This is a genomic window from Amycolatopsis sp. NPDC005961 (assembly GCF_040629235.1).
GTDB lineage: Bacteria > Actinomycetota > Actinomycetes > Mycobacteriales > Pseudonocardiaceae > Amycolatopsis > Amycolatopsis camponoti.
Map to the genome: position 1 here is coordinate 18,979 of NZ_JBEXVF010000076.1, position 23,313 is coordinate 42,291.

Here is a 23,313-nt window from a genome sequence, read left to right on the forward strand (position 1 = left end):
CCAAGATCATGAACCTGCTCGCGGTAGAACGCATCAAGCTGTTCTCCACCCGCTCGCCGTGGTGGTGCGCCCTCATCACGCTCGTGCTGGCCATCGGCTTCGCCGCCATCATCGCCGGCGCGACGTCGGCCGACTCCCAGCTCACGACGTCCGCCACGCTGTTCGGCGGCACCCAGTTCGGCATCGCCGTCGTCATGGTGCTCGCCGCGCTCGCGGTGACCACCGAATACCGCTTCAACACCATCCGCACGACGTTCCAGGCCGTGCCGCACCGCTCGCCGGCGCTGGTCGCCAAGGCGGTCGTCGTGGCGCTGGTCGCGCTGGTCATCGGCGAGCTCGCCGCGTTCGGCGCGCTGGGCCTCGGCATCCTGATGCGGCCGAACGACAACCTCGGCCTGCACACGTCGCAGGACTGGATGAACGTCGCGGGCCTCGGCCCGGTGTTCGCCATCAGCGCCGTGCTCGCCGTGGCGCTCGGGATCCTCATCCGGCACAGCGCCGGGGCCATCGCACTGCTGCTCATCTACTACTTGGCCGTGGAAGAGCTGGTGCAGCTGATCCCGAAGATCGGGCACACCATCCACGAGTGGCTGCCGTTCAACGTGGCGAACAAGTTCCTGCGCGGCTCGGCGGTCGTCGACGGCCCGCCGCCGTCGGACTCGCCGCTGAGCCCGGGCTGGGCGCTGGCGTACTTCGCCGGCATCGCGATCGTGTTCCTGCTCGTCGCACTCGGGGTTGCGAAGAAGCGGGACGCCTAGGGGGATAAAGGGGAAAACGGGAATCCGGGTCGCACTGTCGGGGGGCGACCCGGATTCCCGTTTGCCGATAGGCTCCCCGGGTGATCGAAGCGAACGCCCTGACCAAGCGGTACGGCGCCACCACCGCGGTCAACGAGCTGACGTTCACCGCGCGGTCGGGGCGCGTCACCGGCTTCCTCGGCCCGAACGGCGCCGGCAAGTCCACCACCATGCGGCTGATCCTCGGCCTCGACTCGCCCGACGTGGGCACGGCGCTCATCGACGGCGTCCCGTACCGCCAGCTGGAAGATCCACTCAGGACGGTCGGCGCGATGCTGGACGCCACCTGGCGCCACCCCGGCCGCAGCGGGCGTGACCACCTCCGCTGGCTGGCCGCGACCAACGGCCTCCCCGAGAAGCGCGTCGACGAGGTGCTCGCCCTGGTCGGGCTGACGAGCGCCGCCGGCCGCCGCGCCGGGCAGTACTCCCTCGGCATGCTGCAGCGGCTCGGGATCGCCGGCACGCTGCTCGGCGACCCGCGCGTGCTCCTGTTCGACGAGCCGGTGAACGGCCTCGACCCCGAGGGCATGGCCTGGATCCGGCGGCTGCTGCACGCGCTGGCCGCCGAGGGCCGGACGGTGTTCGTCTCCAGCCACCTGCTGCCCGAGATGGCGCAGACCGCGCAGGACCTGGTCGTGATCGGCCGGGGCCGGCTGATCTACCAGGGCACCATGGACGACTTCATCGCGCAGACGAGTGAACACGGGGTCCGGGTCCGCACCCCGCACCCGGACGAGCTGCGGGCCGCGCTGACCGGGCAGGCGGAGTTCACCGAGACCGACGGCACCTTCGTCGTGTCCGGGTTGGACAGTGACCGGATCGGGCAGCTCGCCTTCGACGCCGGGGCGACGCTGCACGAGCTGAGCCCGATCACCGGCTCGCTCGAGCAGGCTTACCTCGACCTCACCCGCGAAGCCGTCGAGTTCGCGATGCCTGCCGCATCTGCTGCGTCTTCTTCGGAGGCCGCCCGATGACCACCGCCACGAACCTGCTGCGCGCCGAGCGCATCAAGCTGTTCAGCACCCGGGCGCCGTGGTGGTGCCTGGCGCTCGCGCTCGCCGCGCCGCTCGGCTTCACCGCGCTGTTCTTCGCGCTGGCCGGGCCGGAGATCCCGCCGACCGTCGGCAACACCCAGCTCGCGAGCGGCAACGGCCGGACCGTGCTGGTCGTCCTCGCGATCCTCGCGACGGCGGCGGAGTTCAACTGGGGCACGATGCGGCTGACGTTCCAGGCCGTGCCGAGCCGGGTGCCCGCGCTGCTGGCGAAGGTCGTGGTCGTCGGCGCGGTCGGCGCCGGGCTCGGGCTGCTCGTCGGCTTCGGCTCGTGGGGCCTGGCGACGCTGGTGAACCCGGACGCCGACCTCGCGCTGCACTCCGGCGAGGAGTGGCGCTCGGTGCTCGGGCAGAGCCTGGTCTTCCTGCTCGCCGCGGTGGCCGGCGTCGGCGTCGCCCTGCTGCTGCGCAGCGTCGCCTTCGCGCTGACCGCGGTGCTCGTGTGGACACAGGTGCTCGAAGCCGTGGTGGTCTTCATCCCCGGCGCCGGCAAGCACATCTACCAGTGGATGCCGTTCCACGCGGCCGACCAGTTCGTCGGCGCCGGCGGGCTGGGCGCGGGCGCGTTGCAGCTGCCGGCGGCCCCGCTCGGGCCGTGGGGCTACCTCGGTTACTTCGCGGCGATCTGCGTTGCACTGTTCGTGGCCGGGGTGCTCGTCACGGCGAAGCGCGACGCCTGAGCGTGACCGGCATCTCATTACTGCAAAAAACTGCGTTAAGAGAAGATGAAGAGCCTGTGGCTTCTCTCACAGGCACCGGACATAATGCTATGACCAGGCAATATTCGTAAGAGAGCGCACCGGAACCGTCTGAACTCCCCCCTGGAGGTGAATCTTGACGGTGGACACCGGGCAAGAATTGGGTGGCACGATTCCCCGAGCCCGCGTCGAAGACGACGCGCCCCGGCTCGAACCCATGCTGGACCTCGAATGGTCGCGGGCGATCGACCTCCCGCAGACCGCACTGGCGGCGGCGACGCCCGCCGAACTCCGCCGGGCGTGGGTGCACCGCGCGCCCGAAGACCGCGTCCTGGCCCTGTTCCGCGCCTCGGCCGGGATGGCGGGGCAGATTCCCGCGCCGTGGTGGCTGCGGGCGGTGGCAGTGTTCTAACCCTGTTTCCCACTCACGACCCCGCCGAGAGCGCCAAGTCTAGGGATTTGCGGGTCCGGCGTGCGGTTCACTCGAGGCGACTACGCCGTGAACCTGGAGGTACCTGGTGGCACTGTCTTCGGACAAGGACAAGGTCGTCGAAGCGCTCCGGGCGTCCTTGCGGGACAACAAACGGCTGCGCGAACAGAACGACCGGCTCGCGGCCGCCTCCAGGGAACCGATCGCCGTCGTCGCGATGGGCTGCCGTTTCCCGGGCGGGGTGAACGACCCCGAACAGCTCTGGGATCTGCTCCGCACCGGCACCGACGCCATCGGAAGCTTCCCCGCAGACCGGAACTGGACCGCCGCCGAGCTCGCCGGCAGCAACACCGCCGAGGGCGGGTTCCTCGACAATGCCGGCGACTTCGACCCCGGCTTCTTCGGCATCTCGCCGCGCGAGGCCCTCGCCATGGACCCGCAGCAGCGTCTGCTCCTCGAAGTCTCGTGGGAAACCTTCGAACGCGCCGGGCTGGACCGAAAAGCCCTGCAGGCCAGCGACACCGGCGTCTTCATCGGCTGCAGCAACCAGGCTTATGGCTCCACCGACTTCGACACCCTCCCCGACGAGGTCCGCGGCCACCTGCTCACCGGCAGCGCCGTGTCCGTCGCGTCGGGCCGGATCGCCTACACCTTCGGGCTCGAAGGCCCCACCGTCACCGTCGACACCGCCTGCTCGTCCTCGCTCGTCGCGCTGCACCTCGCCGTGCAGGCGCTGCGCGCGGGGGAGTGCTCGATGGCGCTCGCCGGCGGCGTCACCGTGATGGCCACGCCCGCCGTCTTCGTCGAGTTCACCAGCCAGGGCGGGGTTTCCGCCTCCGGCCGCTGCCAGTCGTTCGCCGACACCGCCGACGGCACCGGCTGGGGCGAAGGCGCCGGCGTGCTGCTCGTCGAGCGGCTGTCCGACGCCCGCAAGAACGGCCACCCGGTCCTCGCCGTCCTGCGCGGCTCCGCCGTCAACTCCGACGGCGCCTCCAACGGCCTCACCGCCCCCAACGGTCTTTCGCAGCAACGCGTCATCCGCGCCGCGCTCGCCAACGCCGGCCTCAAACCGTCCGAAGTGGACGCCGTCGAGGCGCACGGCACCGGCACCACGCTGGGTGACCCGATCGAGGCGCAGGCCCTGCTCGCGACGTACGGACGCGACCGCGAGCACTCGCTGCGGCTCGGCTCGATCAAGTCCAACATCGGGCACACCCAGGCCGCCGCCGGCGTCGCCGGCGTGATGAAGATGGTCCTGGCCCTGCGCCACGGCGAGCTGCCCCGCACGCTGCACGTCACCGAGCCGTCCGCGCAGGTCGACTGGACGCGCGGCGCGGTCGAGCTGCTGACCGAGCACACCGCCTGGCCCGAGACCGGCGCGCCCCGCCGGGCCGGGGTCTCCTCGTTCGGCGTCGGCGGCACGAACGCCCACGTCGTGCTCGAAGCCGCGCCCGCGTCCGCAACCGAGGAAACCGAAGCGCCGCAAGGCCCGTCGGCCTGGGTGCTGTCGGGCCGCACCGCCGGAGCCCTGCGCGAGCAGGCCGACCGGCTACGCAAGCACGTCACCGGAGAAAGGCCGGCCGATGTCGGCCTGAGCCTGGCCACCGCCCGCACCGCCTGGGAACACCGCGCCGCCGTGGTCGGTACCACCGTCGAAGACCTGGTCCGCGGCCTGGACGCGCTCGCGGACGCGACGCCGTCGGCCGAGGTCGTCCAGGGTGTCGCCGCACCCCTGGGCAAGACGGCCTTCGTCTTCCCCGGCCAGGGCGCGCAGTGGGCCGGGATGGCTGTCGGCCTGCTCGACGAGCCCCTCTTCGCCGCCAGGATCGCCGAGTGCGAAGCCGCGCTCGCCCCGCACGTGGAGTGGACCCTGACGGACGTCCTCGGCGACGCGGACGCGCTGGCCCGGGTCGACGTCGTGCAGCCGGCCTCCTGGGCCGTGATGGTCTCCCTCGCCGCGCTCTGGCAGTCGGCGGGCGTCAAGCCCGGCGCCGTCGTCGGGCACTCCCAGGGCGAGATCGCCGCTGCCGTCGTCTCGGGCGCACTGTCCCTTGAGGACGGTGCTCGCGTGGTTGCTTTGCGGAGCAAGCTCATCGCCCAGCAGCTCGCCGGCCAGGGCGGGATGGCCTCGGTCGCGCTGTCCGTCACCGAGATCACCCCGCGGCTGGACGAGCGGATCAGCGTGGCCGTGGTCAACGGCCCGGGCTCGGTCGTGCTCTCCGGCGAGCCGGAAGCGCTCGACGAGCTGATCGAAACCGTGGTGGCCGAAGGCGTCCGCGCCCGCCGGATCCCGGTGGACTACGCGTCGCACTCCGCGCACGTCGAGGCGATCGAGGACGCCCTGCTCGACGCGCTCGCCCCGGTCACCCCGCGCGAAGCCGCGATCCCGCTCCACTCTTCGGTGCTCGGCGAGCGGATCGACACCCGCACGATGGACGCCGGCTACTGGTACCGGAACCTGCGCCGGACGGTTTTGTTCGACACGGCCGTGCGCGGCCTCGCCGAGGCGGGGTTCACCACGTTCGTCGAGGTCAGCGCCCACCCCGTGCTCGCCGCGGCCATCCAGGAGACCCTGGACGAGCCCGTCGTCGTCGGCTCGCTGCGCCGCGGGGAGGGCGGCCTGCCGCGCTTCCTGACGTCGCTGGCCGAGCTGTGGACCCGCGGTGCGCCGGTCGAGTGGGCCGGGCTCTTCCCCGGCGCGCGGCGCGTGGACCTGCCCACCTACCCCTTCCAGCGCGAACGCTACTGGCTGACTCCCGCCGAGAAGGCCACGGGCGCGGCCGACGACCACTTCTGGTCCGCTGTGGACAGTGGGGACGCCGACGGGCTCGCCGCTTCGCTGGACGTGGACGCGACCGCGCTCGCCGATGTCCTGCCCGGCCTCGCCCAATACCGCAGGCGCCGACACGATCAGTCCGTTGTGGACGGCTGGCGCTACCGCATCGCGTGGCAGCCGGCGACCCCGCCCGAAGCCCGGCTGACCGGCCGGTGGCTGGTCGTCGCTCCCGCCGGCCACCCGGCCGGTGACCTCGTCGACGGTCTGGCCGCGCACGGCGCCGAGCCGTTCCTGGTGACCGTCGAGCCCGGCGCCCCGCTCCCGGAGCTGCCCGCCGAAGGCGTGACCGGCGTCCTGTCCTTGCTCGCCTTCGCCGACGACGGCCTCTACGCCACCATCGAGCTGGTCCGGGCGGTCGCCGCGCCGCTGTGGCTGCTGACCCGCGGCGCGGTCTCCACCGGCCGTTCCGACCGGCTGACCAGCCCGGATCAAGCGCAGATCTGGGGCATGGGCCGGGTTGTGGGCCTGGAGCACCCGGACCGCTGGGGCGGCCTCGTCGACCTGCCCGAGACCCTCGACGACCGCGCGCTCGGCCGCCTGGCCCGGGTGCTCGCCGACGCGAGCGAGGACCAGGTCGCCATCCGCGCCGCCGGGGTGCTGGTCCGCCGCCTGGTCCCGGCACCTCTCGGCCGTACCGCACGCGAATGGCGGACGAGCGGAACCGCCCTGATCACCGGCGGCACCGGGGCGCTCGGTGCGCACGTGGCCCGCTGGCTGGCGGGTGCGGGTGCCGAGCACCTCGTCCTGACCAGCCGCCGCGGTCCCGACGCCGACGGCGCCGCCGAGCTGCGCGAAGAGCTGACGGCGCTCGGCGTCGAGGTGACCATCGCCGCCTGCGACGTCGCCGACCGCGACGCCCTGGCCACCCTGCTCGCCGGCATCGAACCTCGCACCGTCGTGCACGCGGCCGGGGTGGGCCGCTCGGCCGCCCTCGCCGACACCGACCGCGCCGAAGTCGCCGACACGCTGCGCGCGAAGGTCGAGGGCGCCGCCAACCTCGATGCCCTGCTCACCGGGGACCTCGACGCCTTCGTGGTGTTCTCCTCCAACGCGGGTGTCTGGGGTGGCGGCGGCCAGGCCGCGTACGCCGCGGCCAACGCCGCCCTCGATGCCCTCGCGCAGCACCGCCGGGACCGCGGCCTGACCGCGACCTCCGTCGCCTGGGGAGCCTGGGCCGGCGCGGGCATGACCGCCGACGGCTCCGCGGAGCAGCTGCGCCGCCGGGGCATCCGCGCGATGGACCCCGCCCTCGCGCTCACCGCGTTGCACCAGGCCCTCGACGCCGACGAGACGTTCCTGGCCGTCGCCGACATGGACTGGGCGCGGTTCGCCCCCGCCTTCACCGCGGCGCGCCCGCGCCCCCTGCTCGACGAGCTGCCCCAGGTCCGCGCGGCCCTCGCGGACACGCCCGTCGAGGCGGATTCCCCCTTACGACAAAGGCTTTCCGGCCTGACCGAGGCCGCGCGGGCCGAAGCGCTGCTCGACCTCGTGCGGGCCGAGACCGCCGCCGTCCTGGGCTACCCCGGGCCGGGCTCGATCGAGCCCGACCGGGCCTTCCGCGACCTGGGCGTCGACTCCCTGATCGCCCTGGAGGTGCGCAACCGGCTCGTCGCGGCGACCGGGCTCAAGCTGCCCGCCGTCGTGCTGTTCGACCACCCGGACCCGCGGCGGCTCGCCGCGCTGCTGGGACACCGGTTGCTCGACGCCGGCCCCGTGGCGGCCGATCGGCCGGTGTCCCGGGTGGACACCGACGAGCCGATCGTCATCGTGTCGATGGCGTGCCGCCTGCCCGGCGACGTGCGCTCGCCGGAAGACCTGTGGGACCTGGTTTCCGCCGGCGCCGAGGGCCTGTCGGCCTTCCCGGCGAACCGCGGCTGGGACCCCGACGGGGTGGGCGGGTTCGTCCACGACGCCGACGAGTTCGACGCCGGCTTCTTCGGGATCTCACCCCGGGAAGCCCTGGCCATGGACCCGCAGCAGCGGCTGCTGCTGGAGAGCGCGTGGGAGGTCTTCGAGCGCGCCGGGATCGACCCGCGTTCGCTGCGCGGCAGCGCCGCCGGCGTGTTCGTCGGCTGCGGCACCCAGGGCTACGCGACCGGTCACACCGAGGCGGCCGAAGAGGTCGAAGGGCATCTGCTCACCGGGAACGCCGGCGCGGTCGTGTCCGGGCGGGTGTCCTACGTGCTCGGTCTCGAAGGCCCGGCGGTGACCGTGGACACGGCGTGCTCGTCGTCGCTGGTGGCGCTGCACCTGGCCGCGCAGTCGGTCCGCTCCGGCGAGTCGTCGATGGCGGTGGCCGGCGGCGTGACGGTGATGGCGACGCCGGGCGCGTTCCAGGAGTTCGCCAAGCAGGGCGGCCTGGCCGGCGACGGACGGTGCAAGTCCTTCGCCGACGCGGCCGACGGCACCGGCTGGGGTGAGGGCGTCGCGCTGGTCCTGGTCGAGCGCCTGTCGGACGCCCGGCGGCTCGGCCACCCGGTGCTCGCGGTCCTGCGCGGCTCGGCGATGAACCAGGACGGCGCGTCGAACGGCCTGAGTGCCCCGAACGGCCCGTCGCAGCAACGCGTGATCCGTGCGGCACTGGCGAACGCGGGCCTCGAACCGTCCGATGTGGACGCGGTCGAGGCGCACGGGACGGGCACGACGCTGGGCGACCCGATCGAGGCGCAGGCGCTGCTGGAGACCTACGGCCAGGACCGGGAGCGCCCGCTGTGGCTGGGCTCGGTGAAGTCCAACGTGGGCCACACGCAAGCCGCGTCGGGCGTGGTCGGGGTGCTCAAGATGGTCCTCGCGATGCGCGGCGGAACGCTGCCGAAGACGCTGCACGTGGACCGGCCGTCGGACCGGGTCGACTGGACGTCCGGTGAGGTGCGCCTCCTGACCGAGGCCCAGGAGTGGCTTGCCGGTGACCGGCCGCGCCGCGCGGGTGTGTCGTCGTTCGGCGTCAGCGGGACCAACGCGCACGTCATCCTCGAAGAGCCGCCGGCGGTTCCGGCTGTCCACAGTGAACCGTCCACCGGCGTGGTGCCGTGGGTGCTTTCGGGCCGGACCGCGCAAGCGGTGCTGGATGCCGCGCGCGGCCTGTCCTCCGTCGACGGAGACCCGGCGGACATCGCGCTCGCGCTCGCCGCGCGGTCGGCTTTCGAGTACCGGGCCGTGGTCGTGGGTGACGGCCGTGACGACCTGCTCGCCGGGCTCGCCGCGGTGCGGCCCGGATCCGCGGAGCCGGGCAAGACGGCATTCCTGTTCTCGGGCCAGGGTTCGCAGCGCGTCGGGATGGGGGCCGAGCTGTACGAGCGGTTCCCGGTGTTCGCGGACGCGTTCGACGCGGTGTGCGCGCTGGTCGACGCCGACCTGGAGCGGCCGTTGCGGGAGGTCGTCTTCGGCGACGCTTCGGCGCTCGATCGGACGGGGTACACGCAACCGGCGCTGTTCGCGGTCGAGGTGGCGCTGTTCCGGTTGCTGGAGTCGTGGGGCGTGGTCCCGGACCACGTGGCCGGCCACTCGATCGGTGAGATAGCCGCGGCGCACGTCGCCGGTGTGCTGTCCCTCGAGGACGCTTGCCGGCTCGTCACCGCGCGGGCGGGACTCATGCAGGCGTTGCCCGCCGGCGGCGCGATGCTGGCTGTCGAGGCCACGGAGGACGAGGTTGCGGCGCTCCGGACCGACGGTGCGGGCTTGGCCGCGGTGAACGGGCCTGCGGCCGTGGTGGTGTCCGGCGAGGCCGTCGCGGTCGCGTCGATCGAGCGGCACTTCGCCGGGCTGGGCCGGAAGGTCCGGCGGCTCACGGTGTCGCACGCGTTCCACTCGGCGCTGATGGACCCGATGCTGGCCGAGTTCGCCCGCGTGGCCGGGTCCTTGTCCTTCGGCGCGCCCACGATTCCCCTGGTGTCCACCGTGTCCGGACGGCTCGCCGGCGACGAGATCCTGACCCCGGAGTACTGGGTGCGTCAGGTCCGCGAGCCGGTGCGGTTCGCCGACGCCGCGGCCGCCCTCGCCGGTCTCGGCGTCACGCGAGGGCTCGAACTCGGCCCCGACGGCGTGCTCTCGGCGCTCGCCGGATTCCCGGTGGTTCCGTTGCTGCGCAAGGACCGTGACGAATACCGGAGCCTGCTGACCGCGCTGGCCGACGCGCACACGCGCGGTCACACCGTCGACTGGCCGTCCGTCCTGCACGCCGCGCACCCCGGTCGTCCCGGTGGCACGGTCACCCTGCCGACGTATCCGTTCCAGCGCACGCGTTTCTGGCTCGAGACCCGGCCGGCCCCGGACGCGCGGTTCTGGGCGGCCGTCGAGAACGGTGACCTCGAAGCCTTGACGGCCTGGCGCGAGCGTGGACCGGCCCCGGCCGGCCAGTACGAAGTCACCTGGACGCCCGTCGACGGCGGCGAGAGCCGCCTCGACGGCCGATGGCTCGCGGTGGTCCCCGCCGGCTCGGACCCGCACTTCGCCGATGACGTCCTCGAAGTCACCTCCGCCGACGACCGTGCCTCGCTCGCCGCGCGCCTGCGGGGCCGGGACGTCACGGGCATCCTGTCTACTTTGGACGTGACCGGGCAGCTCTCGCTCGTCCAGGCCCTCGGTGACGCGGAGATCGACGCGCCGCTGTGGTGCGTCACCCGGGCCGCGGTCGCCGCGGCGGAGGGCGACGTGCCGGACCCGGAGCAGGCGATGGTCTGGGGGCTCGGGCGCACGGTCGCGCTGGAGCACCCGCACCGCTGGGGCGGCCTCGTCGATCTGTCCGCCGATGCCGACGAGAAGACGTTGCGAGCGGTCCTCGAGAGCGCGACCGGCGAGGACCAGGTCGCCATCCGCGGCTCGGAGGTCCTGGCCCGCCGGCTCGTCCGTCGCACCGCACCGCCGTCGGTCCCGTGGCAGCCGAGCGGCACGGTCCTCGTCACCGGCGGCACCGGCGCTCTGGGCCGGCACGTCGCACGGTGGCTGGCCGGTGCCGGCGTCGAGGGTCTCGTCCTGACGAGCCGCCGCGGCCCCGACGCGCCGGGTGCCGACGACCTCAAGACCGAGCTGACCGAACTCGGCGTTCGCGTCGACGTCCTGGCCTGCGACGTCACCGATCGCGCCGCCCTCGAAGCGACGATCGAGTCCGTCGGCGACCTCACCGCCGTCGTGCACACCGCCGGTGTCCTGGCCGACGGCGTCCTCGAAGCCCTCACCCCCGAACGCCTGGCCGAGGTCGTCGACGCGAAGGCCGTCGCCGCCCGGCACCTGCACGAACTGACCGCCGGGCTGGAGGCGTTCGTCCTCTTTTCCTCGTGCGCGGGTACCTTCGGCGCGGCCGGGCAGGGTAACTACGCCGCCGCGAACGCCTACCTCGACGCCCTCGCCGAACAGCGCCGGGCCCAGGGGCTCGCCGCGACGTCGATCGCCTGGGGCCCGTGGGCCGACGGCGGCATGGCCACGGCGTCGGCCGCCGAGGAGCACCTCGGCCGCACCGGGCTCGCCCCGGTGCGGCCCGACCGCGCCATCGCCGCGCTGCGGGCCGCGGTGAACGGTGGCGCAGCGGCCGTCACCGTCGCCGACGTCGACTGGGAGCGGTTCGCCGCCGCGCTCACCGCGCACCGGCCGAGCCCGCTGATCGCCGGGCTGCCCGAGGTGCGGCAGCTCACGCCCGCCACGACGGACCGGCTCGAGCTGTCCGCCCCGGATGCCGACCGGCAGCTGCTCAAGCTGGTCCGCGAGCAGGTCGCTCTCGCGCTCGGCCACCGCTCGGCCGACGACGTCGCGGCCGGCCGCACCTTCAAGGAGCTCGGCTTCGACTCGCTGACCGCCGTCGAGCTGCGCAACCGCCTCGACACGGCGACCGGGCTGCGGCTCCCGGCCACGCTCGCCTTCGACTACCCGACCGCGACGGCGCTGGCCGCGTACCTGCGCGCCGAGCTGCTGGGGGAGGCCGAGGCCGACCAGACGGCGGTCGTCCGGAACACCGACGAGCCGATCGCCATCGTCGGCATGAGCTGCCGGTTCCCCGGCGGCGTGAAGAATCCGGACGAGCTGTGGGCGTTGCTCGCCGAGGGCCGGGACGCGGTCTCGGAGTTCCCGGCCGACCGCGGCTGGGACACCGACGCGCTCTACGACCCCGATCCTGACCACGCGGGGACGACCTACGTGCGCGAAGGCGGCTTCCTGGCCGGCGCCGACCGGTTCGACGCCGAGTTCTTCGGGATCTCGCCGCGCGAGGCGCTGGCCATGGACCCCCAGCAGCGGCTGCTGCTGGAAGCGTCCTGGGAGGCCTTGGAGCAGGCGGGCGTCGACCCGCTGTCGGTGCGCGGCGCGCCCGTCGGGGTGTTCGCCGGGACCAACGGCCAGGACTACACCGCGGCGCTGCACTTCGGTGCGGAGAGCGTCGACGGCTACCTCGCCACCGGCAGCGCGGGCAGTGTCCTTTCCGGACGGATCGCCTACGAGCTCGGGCTGGAAGGCCCGGCGATGACCGTCGACACGGCGTGCTCGTCGTCGCTGGTCGCGCTGCACCTGGCCGCCCAGTCCCTGCGGGCGGGCGAGTGCTCGCTGGCGCTGGCCGGCGGCGTGACGATCATGTCGACCCCCGGCCTGTTCGTCGAGTTCAGCCGGCAGCGCGGTCTCGCGTCCGACGGCCGGTGCAAGGCCTTCGCCGACGAGGCGGACGGCACGGGCTGGGGCGAAGGCGTCGGCGTCGTCCTCGTCGAACGGCTGTCCGACGCGCGGCGCAACGGGCACCCGGTGCTCGCGATCGTCCGGGGTAGCGCGGTCAACCAGGACGGCGCGTCGAACGGCTTGACCGCACCGAACGGACCTTCGCAGCAGCGGGTGATCCGGGCCGCGCTGGCGAACGCGGGCCTGGCACCGTCCGATGTGGACGCCGTCGAGGCGCACGGCACCGGGACAACCCTGGGTGACCCGATCGAAGCGCAGGCCTTGTTGGCCACCTACGGCCGGGACCGCGAAGAACCGCTGTGGCTCGGCTCGATCAAGTCGAACATCGGGCACACGCAGGCGGCCGCGGGCGTCGCCGGGGTCATCAAGATGGTCCTCGCGATGCGCCGAGGCGTGCTCCCCGCGACCCTCCACGTCGGCGAGCCTTCGCGGCACGTCGACTGGGACAGCGGTGCGGTCTCCCTGCTCACCGAGTCACGTCCCTGGCCCGAGCGTGAGCGACCGCGTCGCGCGGGAATCTCGTCGTTCGGCGTCAGCGGCACCAACGCGCACATCATCGTGGAGCAGGTCCCCGAGCCACTGGTCGAGTCGACTGTAGACGACGAACGCGCGCCCTGGGTGATCTCTGCCCGGTCGGAAGCGGCGCTCCGGGACCAGGTGGCCGCGCTCGCCGAGGTGCCGGGGAGCGTCGCCGAGATCGCCTGGTCGCTGGTGACCACCCGCTCGGCTTTCGAGCACCGCGCGGTCATCCTCGACGATCACCGCGAACCGGCTGCCACCGTCGCCGGAACCGCCGGGGCCGCGGGGGAGACGGTGTTCGTCTTCCCCGGCCAAGGTGCGCAGTGGGCGGGGATGGCCGTCGAGCTGCTCGACGAGCCCGTCTTCGCGCGGCGGATCGCCGAATGCGCCGCCGCGCTGGCCCCGCACGTGGACTGGTCGCTGACCGACGCACTGGGCGACGCGGACGCGCTGGCCCGGGTCGACGTCGTGCAACCCGCGTCCTGGGCCGTGATGGTGTCCCTGGCCGCGCTCTGGCGGTCACACGGGATCGAGCCGGACGCCGTCGCCGGGCACTCGCAAGGCGAGATCGCGGCCGCGGTCGTCGCGGGTGGACTGTCTCTCGAGGACGGTGCCAAGGTCGTCGCGCTGCGCAGCAAGGCGATCGCCGCCGGGCTCGCGGGCCAGGGCGGCATGGCGTCGATCGCCCTCGATGCCGGTCGCGTGGCGGACCTGCTGCCGGAGGGGGTCGCGATCGCGGCCTACAACAGCCCGGCCTCGACCGTGGTGTGCGGCGACCCGGCCGCGCTGGACGACCTGATCGCCCAGTGCGCCGAAAAGGGCATCCGGGCCCGCCGCATCCCGGTCGACTACGCCTCGCACTCCGTCTACGTCGAGGGCATCCGCAACGAACTCCACGAAGTCCTGGCCGGTCTGAGCCCGCGCACCGGCGACGTCCCGTTCTACTCAGCGGTGACGGCCGAGCCGGTCGACACCGCGACCCTCGACGCCGGCTACTGGTACCGGAACCTGCGCGAGCCGGTCCGCTTCCTCGACACGACCCGCGCGCTCATCGAGCGCGGACACCGGTTCTTCGTCGAGGTCAGCCCGCACCCGGTGCTCCTCTCCGCGATCCAGGAGACCCTCGACGACACCCCGGGCGTCGTCGTCGGGACGCTGCGACGCGGCGAAGGCGGCCCGCGCCGGTTCCTGACCTCGGTCGCCGATCTGTGGACGCAGGGACACGACGTCGACTGGCGGACGTTCCTCCCGGAGACGCGCACGATCGCCCTGCCCACCTACCCGTTCCAGCACCGCCGGTTCTGGCCGACGGTCAAGCCTACCGCGGCGCCCGCCGGCGACCCCGTCGACGAGCAGTTCTGGGCCGCCGTGGAACGCGAGGACCTGGCGTCGATCGCCGGCACCCTGGCCGTCGCGCCGGAACCCCTCGGCGACGTCCTGCCCGCGCTCGCGTCCTGGCGGCGCACGCGGCTGGAAAAGTCCACTGTGGACAGCTGGCGCTACCGCATCACCTGGAAACCCTCGGCCATCGAAGCGAAGGCGCTCACCGGCACCTGGCTGGTCGTCCTGCCGGAGGGCGGGGACCACCCGTGGCTCGACGCCGCGGTGCGGGCCGTCGGGACCGCCGTCCCGATCACCGTCGGCGCCACCGACCGCGCCGCGCTCGGCAAGCGCCTCGTCGACCTCGCCCCGGTGGACGGCGTGCTCTCCCTGCTCGCCCTCGACGCGACCGCGCACCCGGTGCTCCCGCGCGGCGTCGCGAACACCCTGCTCCTCACCCAGGCGCTCGGCGACGCCGGGATCACCGCCCCGCTGTGGCTCGCCACGGCGGGCGCGGTGGCCACCGGCCGCCACGACGCCGTGACCGACGCGGCGCAGTCCCAGATCTGGGGGCTGGGCCGGGTCATCGGCCTGGAACACGCCGACCGCTGGGGCGGCCTGGTCGACCTGCCGGACACGACCGGCGACCGCGACCGGCAGCGGCTGGCCGAAGTCCTGGCCGGGGCGGGTGACGAGGACCAGGTCGCCGTCCGCGCGTCCGGGGTCCTCACCCGCCGCCTGGTGCCGGCCCCGCTCGGCGACGGCGCCCCGGCCCGCGACTGGCGGCCGTCCGGCACCGTGCTGATCACCGGCGGCACCGGCGCGCTCGGCGCCCACGTCGCCCGCTGGCTCGCCGGCCGCGGCGCGCAACGCCTGGTGCTCACCAGCCGGCGCGGTGAAGCGGCACCCGGCGCGGCCGAGCTCCGCGACGAGCTGACCGCGCTCGGCGCCACGACGACGATCGTGCCCTGCGACGTCGCCGACCGCACGGCCCTGAAAACGCTGCTCGACGAGCTGGATGAGCCGGTACGGGCCGTCTTCCACGCGGCCGGAATCGTCCAGGGCACCGCGCTCGACGACACCGAGCTGACCGAGTTCGCCGAGGTGGTGTCGGCCAAGGTCGCCGGCGCCACCCACCTCGACGAGCTCCTCGGCGACGTCGACGCGTTCGTGCTGTTCTCCTCCAACGCCGGCGTCTGGGGCAGCGGCGGGCAGGGCGCGTACGCGGCGGGCAACGCGTTCCTCGACGCGCTCGCGCAGCGCCGCCGGGACCGCGGGCTCACCGCCACGTCGGTCGCGTGGGGCGCGTGGCAGGGCGCGGGCATGGCGGGCGACAACGACGCCGAGGAGCACCTGCGCCGCCGGGGTGTGGGCGCGATGCCGCCGGAGCGGGCGCTGCTCGCGCTGGGGCAGGCGATCGACCGCGACGAGACCGTGCTCACCGTCGCCGACGTCGACTGGGAGCGATTCGTGCAGGGCTTCACCGCCGCGCGGCCGCGTCCGCTGCTCGACGACCTCCCGGCCGTTCGCCGGGCCCTCGAAGCCCGGCCGGCCGAAGCCGAGTCGGCGGACTTCGCGAGCCGGTTGGCCGGCCTGCCGCCCGTCGAACAGGAGCGCGTGGTCCTCGACCACGTCCGCGAGGCCATCGCCCGGGTGCTCGGGCACGCGGGTGCCGAGGAGATCGACGCGAACCGGCCGTTCAAGGAGATCGGCTTCGACTCCCTGACGGCGGTCGAGCTGCGCAACCGCCTGCGCGCGGCGACCGGGCTGAAGCTGCCCGCCACGCTCGTCTTCGACCACCCGACCCCGTCCGCGCTGGCCGGGTTCCTGCTCTCGGCGCTGGTCGGCGAGGAAGTTTCGGTCCTGGGGGAGCTGGACCGGATCGAGGCGCTGGTTTCAGGGGTTTCCCCAGACGATGACACCTTTGGGCAAATCACCAGCCGACTTCAGACCATGCTGAACAAGCTGGGAGAAGCCCGGGCGTCCGACGGCCGTCCCCGGGCCGCCCAGCAGCTCGAAGGCGCGACGGACGACGAAATTTTCGACTTCATCCACCGGGAGCTCGGCAGGTCGTGATGCCCGCGCCGGTGGACCGCACAGGACCACGAGGGCGCTGGTGAACGAAGAGAAGCTCCGGGACTACCTGAAGTGGGTTACGACCGACCTCGCCGAGACCCGGCAACGCCTCCAGGAGCTGGAGGCGGGGGAGAAGGAGCCGATCGCGATCGTCGCGATGGGCTGCCGGTTCCCCGGCGGCGTGACCTCCCCGGAGGATCTTTGGGACCTGGTCTCCGACGGGACCGACGCGATGTCGGCGTTCCCGGCCGATCGTGGTTGGGACCTCGGTGATGGCGACTACGCGCGCACGGGCGGGTTCATCGACACCGCCACGACGTTCGACCCGGCGTTCTTCGGCATCAGCCCGCGCGAGGCGCTCGCCACCGACCCGCAGCAGCGGCTGCTGCTCGAAGTCTCGTGGGAGGTCTTCGAACGCGCCGGCATCGACCCCGGCTCCCTGGCCGGGACGTCCGCGGGGGTCTTCGTCGGCTCGACGCCGTCCGGGTACGGCCTCGGCAGTGAGACCGGCGAGGTCGCCGGGCACCTGCTCACCGGCAACGCGGGCAGCGTCCTGTCCGGGCGGCTCGCCTACAGCTACGGCCTCGAAGGACCCGCGGTCACCGTCGACACGGCGTGCTCGTCCGCGCTGGTCGCCCTGCACCTCGCCTGCCAGGCCCTGCGCAAGCGCGAGTGCTCCCTCGCGCTGGCCGGCGGCGCCACGATCATGTCGACCCCGGCCGTGTTCCTCGAGTTCGCCCGCCAGGGCGGCCTCGCCGGGGACGGCCGCTGCAAGCCCTTCGCCGAAGCCGCCGACGGTACCGGCTGGGGCGAGGGCGTCGGCCTGCTGCTGCTCGAGCGCCTGTCCGACGCGCGCCGCCGCAACCACCCCGTGCTCGCCGTCGTCGAGGGCTCGGCCGTCAACTCCGATGGCGCGTCCAACGGCCTGACCGCCCCGAACGGCCCGTCGCAGCAGCGGGTGATCCGCGCGGCCCTGGCTTCCGCCGGTCTTTCGCCCGCCGACGTCGACGTCGTCGAGGCGCACGGCACCGGCACCACGCTGGGCGACCCGATCGAAGCCCAGGCACTGCTGGCCACCTACGGGCAGAACCGCCCGGCGGACCGGCCGCTGCGGGTCGGCGCGGTGAAGTCCAACATCGGGCACACCCAGGCCGCCTCCGGCGCGGCCGGCGTCATCAAGATGGTCCTGGCCCTGCGGCACGGGCACCTGCCGCACACCCTGCACCTGGACGAGCCGTCGTCCCACGTGGACTGGGCGGCCGGGTCGGTCGAGCTGCTGGGCGAGCCGATGCCGTGGCCGGAGCGCGACGCGCCCCGCCGCGCCGGGGTGTCCGCGTTCGGCGTCAGCGGCACCAACGCCCACGTCCTGCTCTCCGAACCGCCCGCGGCCGAGGAGGCCGAGGAAACCCCGGCTTCGGCCGGGCCCTGGCCGTTCCTGGTCTCCGCGCGGGGCACGGCCGCCCTGCGCGAGCAGGTCGCGAGCCTCCGATCCGTGGCGGAGAAAGAAAACCTGGCCGACCTCGCCTGGTCGCTCGGCACCGGCCGGGCCGCTCTCGACGACCGCGCGGTCATCCTCGCCGAGGGGCGGGGAGAACTGCTGCGCGGCCTCGACGCCCTCGCCGCGGACGGTGCGGCGCCGGGCCTGGTGCGCGGCACGATCCGGCCGGGAAAGCTGGCCTTCCTGTTCACCGGCCAGGGTTCCCAGCGCATCGGCATGGGACGCGAGCTGCACGAACGGTTCCCGGTCTTCGCCGCCGCGTTCGACGAGGTGTGCGCGGAGTTCGACCGCCACCTCGACCGTCCACTGCGGACGGTGATCGCTTCGGGTGAGCACCTCGACGAGACGGCGTACACCCAGCCCGCTCTGTTCGCGGTCGAGGTGGCGCTCTACCGGCTGGCCGAGTCCTGGGGCTACCAGCCGGACTACCTGCTCGGCCATTCGATCGGCGAGTTGGTCGCCGCGCACCTGGCCGGAGTGCTTTCCCTGGCTGACGCCTGCACGCTGGTGGCCGCGCGTGGCCGTCTGATGCAGGCGCTGCCCGCCGGGGGCGCGATGGTCGCCGTGCAGGCCACCGAGGACGAGGTGGACGGGGTCTCGATCGCCGCCGTCAACGGTCCGGATTCGCTGGTCCTGTCGGGTGACGAGGACGTCGTGCTGGCCGCCGCCGAGCGGTTCGCCGGGATGGGCCGCAAGACCAAGCGCCTCGACGTCTCGCACGCGTTCCACTCCGCGCGCATGGACGGGATGCTGGCCGAGTTCCGCCGGGTCCTCGACGGCCTCACCTTCCACCCGCCGAAGATCGCGGTCGTCTCCAACGTCACCGGCACCCTCGCCGACCGGCTGACTTCGCCCGACTACTGGGTTTCGCACGTCCGTGAGGCCGTGCGCTTCGCCGACGGCGTCGGCTGGCTGACCGAGGCCGGGGTGACCGGCTTCCTGGAACTGGGCCCCGACGGCGCGCTGGCCGCGCTCGTCCAGGACTGCGTGCCCACCGGTGCCGCCGTCGCCGCGCTCCTGCGCCGCGACCGTCCCGAGACGACCGCCGCGCTGACCGGGCTCGCCCGGATGCACGTGTCCGGCCACGGACCCGACTGGGCGGCCCTCCTGGGCGGCGGCCACCGGGTCGACCTTCCCACGTACCGCTTCCAGCGTCAGCGTTACTGGCTGGAGCCGTCGGTCCCCACCGGAACCGGGGACGACGAGTTCTGGTCCGCTGTGGACACCGGGACTCTCACCGACGTGCTGGATCTGCCGGAGGGCGCGCTCGGCGACCTCCTGCCCGCGCTGTCGGCTTATCGCGCGAAGCGCCAGGAAAAGTCCACTGTGGATGCCTGGCGGTACGGGATCGGCTGGACCCCGGTTTCCCCGGCGCCGAAGCCGCTCTCGGGGACCTGGCTGGCTGTCGTCCCTTCGGCGGACTTCACGTCGCCGGTGCTCGACGCTCTGGTGAGCCGCGGGTTCGTCCCCGTCACGCTCGACCGGCTGGCCGAGCACTCCGCTGTGGACGGTGTGCTTTCGCTACTGGCCTGGGACACCGAGGCCCTGCTGCGCACCATCGAGCTGGTCCGCACCGCGACCGCTCCCGTCTGGGTCGCGACGCGGGGTGCCGTCTCCACCGGGCAGTCCGACCCGCTGACCGCGCTGGACCAGGCTCCGCTGTGGGGCATCGGCCGCGTCGCCGCGCTGGAGTACCCGCAGCGCTGGGGCGGCCTGGTCGACCTACCCGAAACCCTCGACGACCGCGCGCTCGACCGGCTGACGGCCGTCCTGAACTCGGCCGAGGACCAGCTCGCATTGCGCGCGTCGGGAGTCTTCGGCCGCCGCTTGCGGCGGACGACCGGCCCGGCCGCCGAGCCGTGGTCGCCCGCCGGGACCGTGTTGATCACCGGTGGCACCGGCGCGCTGGGCGCGGTCGTCGCGCGCACGCTCGCCGAAGCCGGCGCCGAACACCTCGTCCTGGCCGGCCGCCGCGGTCTCGACGCCCCGGGCGCTGCGGCGCTGCGCGACGAGCTGACCGCGCTCGGCACCCGGATCACCCTCGCCGCCTGCGACGTCGCCGACCGCGACGCCGTGGCCGGGCTCCTCGACGGACTGCCCGACCTCGACGCCGTCATCCACACCGCCGGCGTCCTCGACGACGCCGTGCTCGACGGCGTCACCGCCGAGCAACTCGGCACCGTCTTCCGGCCCAAGCTCGACGCCGCGCGCCACCTCGACGAACTGACCCGTGACCGCGCCCTGTCCGCGTTCGTGCTGTTCTCGTCGTTCGCGGGCAGCCTCGGCGCGGTCGGGCAGGCCGCCTACGCCGCCGCCAACGCCGGGCTCGACGCGCTCGCCGAACAGCGCCGCGCCGCCGGGCTGCCCGCCACCTCCGTGGCCTGGGGCCCGTGGGGCGGCAGCGGCATGGCGGCCGACGACCTGGTCGCCGACCGGATGCGCCGGGGCGGGGTGCCGCCGATGGCGCCGCGCCTGGCGGTCGCCGCCCTGCGCCGCGCGATCGGCAGCGGGGACGCCACCCCCATCGTCGCCGACGTCGACTGGGCGAAGTTCGTGCCCGGGTTCACCACCACCCGCCCCAGCCCGCTGCTCGGCGACCTGCCCGAGGCGCGGGACGCGATGCGCACCCCCGACCAGGAACCCCTCGTCGCGCGGCTGGCCGCACTGTCCACCGAGGACCAGCAGGTGCTCCTGCTCGACGTCGTCCGCACCCAGGCCGCCGCCGTGCTCGCCTACCCCGGCCCGGAGGCGGTCGAGCCCGGGCGGGCGTTCAAGGACCTCGGCGTCGACTCGCTGACCGCCGTCGAGCTGCGCAACGGCCTCGGCGCCGCGACCGGGCGCGCGCTGCCCGCGACGCTGGTGTTCGACTACCCGACCCCGGCCGCCGTCGCCACTTACCTGCGCGAAGCGCTGGCCGGGTCCGCCGCGACGCCGGTCGTCACGGGAACCGCCACGGCGGTCGAGGACGAACCGCTCGCCATCGTGTCGATGGCCTGCCGCCTGCCCGGCGGCGTGCGGTCGCCCGAGGACCTGTGGGACATGCTGGCGGGCGGGCGTGACGCCGTCAGCACCTTCCCGGAGGACCGCGGCTGGCCCCTGGCCGACCTGTACCACCCGGACCGCGACCACGCGGGCACCAGCTACACGCGTCACGGCGGTTTCCTCGACGCCGTCGCGGACTTCGACGCCGGCTTCTTCGGGATCTCGCCGCGCGAAGCCCTCGCGATGGACCCGCAGCAGCGGCTGCTGCTGGAGACCTCGTGGGAGACGTTCGAGCGCGCGGGCATCGATCCGCTGTCGCTGCGTGGCTCCCAGGTCGGTGTCTACATCGGAACCAACGGGCAGGACTACGCGGCACTGCTGCGCGAGTCCGGCGAAGGCAGTTCGGACGGGCACGCCGGGACCGGGAACGCCGGCTCGGTCGTCTCCGGCCGCATCTCCTACGTGCTGGGCCTGGAGGGTCCCGCCGTCACGGTCGACACCGCGTGCTCGTCGTCGCTGGTCGCGCTGCACTGGGCCGCGCAGTCGCTGCGCTCGGGCGAGTCGTCGATGGCTCTCGTCGGCGGCGTGACCGTGATGACGACGCCGGGCGCGTTCCTGGAGTTCAGCAAGCAGGGCGGCCTGGCCGAGGACGGCCGGTGCAAGGCGTTCGCCGACGGCGCGGACGGCACGGGCTGGGGTGAAGGTGTCGGCCTCATCCTCGTCGAGCGGCTCTCCGACGCGCGGCGCAACGGGCATCCGGTGCTGGCGCTGGTGCGCGGCTCCGCGGTGAACCAGGACGGCGCGTCGAACGGCTTGACCGCGCCGAACGGGCCCTCGCAGCAGCGGGTGATCCGGGCGGCGCTGGCGAACGCGGGCCTGGCACCGTCCGATGTGGACGCCGTCGAGGCGCACGGCACCGGCACGACGCTGGGTGACCCGATCGAGGCGCAGGCGCTGCTGGTGACCTACGGCCGCGACCGTGAACACCCGCTGTGGCTGGGTTCGCTGAAGTCCAACATCGGGCACACCCAGGCGGCGGCGGGCGTCGCCGGGATCATCAAGATGGTCCTCTCCCTGGGGCACGGCCTGCTGCCGAAGACGCTGCACGTCGACCGGCCGTCGCGGCACATCGACTGGGAGAGCGGCGCGGTGGCGCTGCTGACCGAGTCGCGGGACTGGCCGGAGCACGACGGACCCCGCCGCGCCGGCGTGTCGTCGTTCGGCGTCAGCGGCACGAACGCCCACGTCATCCTCGAAGGCGTGCCCGCGACCGAGTCTCCGGCCGCCTCGGAAGGTCTGGTTCCCTGGGCCCTGTCCGGGCGGTCCGAGGCCGCGCTCCGGGACGCCGCGCGGGACCTGCTGCGGCTGGGGGACACCGACGTCGCCGCTGTCGCCGCCGGTCTGGGTGCGCGGGCCACGTTCGAGCACCGGGCCGTCGTGCTCGGCGTGGACTTCGCGGAGCTGGCGACCGGTCTCGAAGCCCTCGCGGGCGGCGGTCCCGCGGCGAACCTGGTCCGGGGGACGCGGGCCGCCGGGAAGTCGGCGTTCCTGTTCTCGGGTCAGGGTTCTCAGCGCGTCGGGATGGGTGCGGAGCTGTACGGGCGGTTCCCCGTGTTCGCGGACGCCTTCGACGCGGTGTGCGCGCTGGTCGACGCGGAGCTGGACCGTCCGTTGCGTGAGGTCGTCTTCGGTGACGCGTCGGCGCTCGACGAGACCGGGTACACGCAACCCGCGTTGTTCGCGATCGAGGTGGCGCTGTTCCGGCTCATGGAGTCGTGGGGCGTCCGGCCGGACTACGTGGCCGGGCACTCGATCGGTGAGCTGGCCGCCGCGCACGTCGCCGGGGTGCTGTCCCTCGAGGACGCTTGCCGGCTGGTCGCGGCCCGCGCGAGCCTGATGCAGGCGCTGCCCGCGGGCGGCGCGATGCTCGCCGTGCAGGCCACCGAGGACGAGGTCGCCGCCGTGCTCGGCGACGGCGCGGGGTTCGCGGCCATCAACGGTCCACAAGCGATGGTCGTCTCCGGTGAAGCCGGCGCGGTCGCTTCGGTCGAGGAGCACTTCGCCGCGTCGGGCCGGAAGGTCCGGCGGCTCACGGTGTCGCACGCGTTCCACTCGGCGTTGCTGGACCCGATGCTGGACGCGTTCGCGGCCGTCGCCGACGGCTTGACCTTCCACGCGCCGAAGATCCCGCTGGTCTCCACGGTGTCCGGCCGGCTGGCCGGCGACGAGATCCTGACGCCGGTGTACTGGGTGCGGCAGGTCCGCGAACCGGTGCGGTTCGCCGACGCCGTCGACACACTGAGCGGGCTGGGTGTCACCGAGTCCGTCGAGCTGGGCCCGGACGGCGTGCTCGCCGCGCTGGCGCAGGAGACCCTGCCCGCGACGGCGACGCTGCGCAAGGACCGCCCCGAGGAGCGGACGTTGCTCGCCGCGCTGGCCCACCTGCACGTC

General features: G+C 73.8%; 6 protein-coding genes. All 6 read left to right on the forward strand.

Annotated features, from left to right (window positions below; translation table 11 throughout):
• Positions 1-8 precede the first annotated feature (8 nt).
• Positions 9-758, forward strand: a complete 750-nt coding sequence (locus ABZ342_RS41185) for an ABC transporter permease (RefSeq protein WP_360485264.1) — start codon at positions 9-11, stop codon at positions 756-758.
• Between the two features lie 80 nt (positions 759-838).
• Positions 839-1,771 carry an ATP-binding cassette domain-containing protein gene (locus ABZ342_RS41190; RefSeq protein WP_360485267.1) on the forward strand — a complete coding sequence of 311 codons (933 nt, stop codon included), beginning with the start codon at positions 839-841 and terminating at the stop codon, positions 1,769-1,771.
• Entirely contained in the window at positions 1,768-2,529 is a 762-nt protein-coding gene (locus tag ABZ342_RS41195; protein WP_360485270.1) for a hypothetical protein, read from the forward strand. The genes ABZ342_RS41190 and ABZ342_RS41195 overlap by 4 nt, the downstream gene beginning before the upstream one ends.
• A gap of 154 nt (positions 2,530-2,683) precedes the next feature.
• Positions 2,684-2,959: a hypothetical protein gene (locus tag ABZ342_RS41200; protein ID WP_360485273.1), complete on the forward strand. Its 276-nt coding sequence runs from the start codon at positions 2,684-2,686 to the stop codon at positions 2,957-2,959.
• Between the two features lie 106 nt (positions 2,960-3,065).
• A complete protein-coding gene (locus ABZ342_RS41205) occupies positions 3,066-16,382 on the forward strand; it encodes a type I polyketide synthase (RefSeq protein WP_360485276.1) in 13,317 nt (4,438 codons plus the stop codon).
• 40 nt (positions 16,383-16,422) lie between these two features.
• A partial coding sequence (locus ABZ342_RS41210) for a type I polyketide synthase (protein WP_360485279.1) occupies positions 16,423-23,313 on the forward strand: 6,891 nt, incomplete at its 3' end.

What these genes read in the sequence shown, in the direction of transcription:
- ABZ342_RS41195 (WP_360485270.1), top strand. Translation starts at nt 1,768, where the DNA reads ATGACCACCGCCACGAACCTGCTGCGCGCCGAGCGCATCAAGCTGTTC.
- ABZ342_RS41185 (WP_360485264.1), top strand. Translation starts at nt 9, where the DNA reads ATGAACCTGCTCGCGGTAGAACGCATCAAGCTGTTCTCCACCCGCTCG.